General features: G+C 62.5%; 2 protein-coding genes. Both read right to left on the bottom strand.

Annotated features, from left to right (window positions below; translation table 11 throughout):
- Nucleotides 1-819, bottom strand: an 819-nt coding sequence (locus HP499_RS24090; RefSeq protein WP_172326548.1) for an alpha/beta fold hydrolase, incomplete at its 3' end; no start/stop codon positions are given.
- A 32-nt stretch (nt 820-851) separates the two neighbouring features.
- On the bottom strand, nt 852-1,552 hold a 701-nt coding region (locus HP499_RS24085), incomplete at its 5' end, for an NADP-dependent oxidoreductase (RefSeq protein ID WP_172326547.1).

The raw sequence follows: 1,552 nt of genomic DNA, 5'->3' as shown, positions 1-1,552 counted from the left end.
GGCTACGGGAACAAAGCGGTCGTGGAACTGGAAGATGCCGCCGTGCCCGGAGTCGGGGTAGATGACCAGTTCGCTGCCCGGAATTCGCCGGAGCATGTCGCTCGAAAGTACCGATGGCACCATGCGGTCGTTGTCGCCGTTGGCGATCAGCGTCGGTTGGGTGATGACGCCAAGATCGGCCGACGGCGACAATCCCCACCGGCGGATGGCTTTGAGTTGCGTCTGGAATGCGCCGAGCTTGATGGGCGCCTCGCGGTTGGTGGCGCGTTCCTTGAGCCGGTTGATGAAGGCCCGGGCAGCCGGCTTGCCTGCGGCGTTCCGATTGAAGAAGAGGAACTCCTTGGGGTCCTGCCGCGTGAGGGTTCCCCGGAGAACGTCGTAGTAAGTGGTCCCGATGATGTTCTGGATGCCTTCTCCACCTGCAGGGCCCGTGCCAGCGAGCACCATCTTGCGCACCATGCCAGGGTGCTTGAGGACCAACGACTGGGCAATCATGCCGCCAAGGGAGAATCCGAAAAGATCCACCTGCGGATAGCCAAGGGCCTGAATGAAGGCAGCGGCGTCATCGGCCATGCTTTCGATGCTGTCCGGAACATTGCCTGTGGACGCACCCACTCCGCGGTTGCTGAAAGTGATCACGTGGTGCTTCGCAGCGATGGGATCGATGATGCGCGGATCCCAGTTGTCCATGGTCCCGGCGAGGTGGATCAGGAAAACTACCGGAACTCCGCCCTTAGGCCCCATCTCGCGGTAGGCGTACGTGACGTCCCCCGCCGTGACTGTCTTTGCCGGCACCTGGAAATACTGTTCGCTGCTCATGATTTTTTGTCCTATCGGGTGGTTGGTGGTGGCTAGAGGTGGCTGACGACGGTCTTGCCACGGACGCCGCCCTTGTCCAGGGCAGCAAGGACATCGGCCGTCTGATCGAACGGGACCACCCGGCCCAGAACGGGCTTGATCTCCCCGGCATCGATGAGCGCCGCAATTTCGCTCAGCTGGTTGCCGTCTGCGTGCATGAAGAGGAACTCGTAGCTGACGCCCAAGCGGCGGGCCTTGCGGCGGATGCCCGAGCTCAGCAGCGTCATAGCACCCAGCAGCACTGGATTTCCGCCCAATTGGCGCGCGAAGCCGGCATCCGGCGGTCCAGCGATGCCGATAGCCTTGCCACCCTTCTTCAAGACCTTCAGGGATCGCTCCAGGTTCTCGCCGCCGAGGCTGTCCAGTACGAGGTCGTAATCGTGAAGAATCTCCACAAAATCCTCGGTGCGGTAGTCGATCACCACATCAGCGCCAAGTTCACGGGCAAAGTCCTTGTTCCCTGCGCTGACCGTGGTGGCAACCGTCGCGCCCAGGTACTTGGCCAGCTGAATGGCAATGGAGCCCACTCCCCCGGCACCGGCATGGATGAAGACCTTCTGGCCGGGGCCAACGTTGCCGCGCTCCACCAGTGCCTGCCAGGCGGTCAAAGCCACCAGCGGAAGCGAACCCGCTTCCTCCATGCTGATGGTGGCCGGTTTGATGGCCAGGTCATCCTCGGCCACGGCGATGCGCT

Source organism: Paenarthrobacter sp. CM16 (assembly GCF_013179505.1).
In the GTDB taxonomy this organism is placed as follows: domain Bacteria; phylum Actinomycetota; class Actinomycetes; order Actinomycetales; family Micrococcaceae; genus Arthrobacter.
This window is presented reverse-complemented; position numbering and strand designations above follow the sequence as displayed.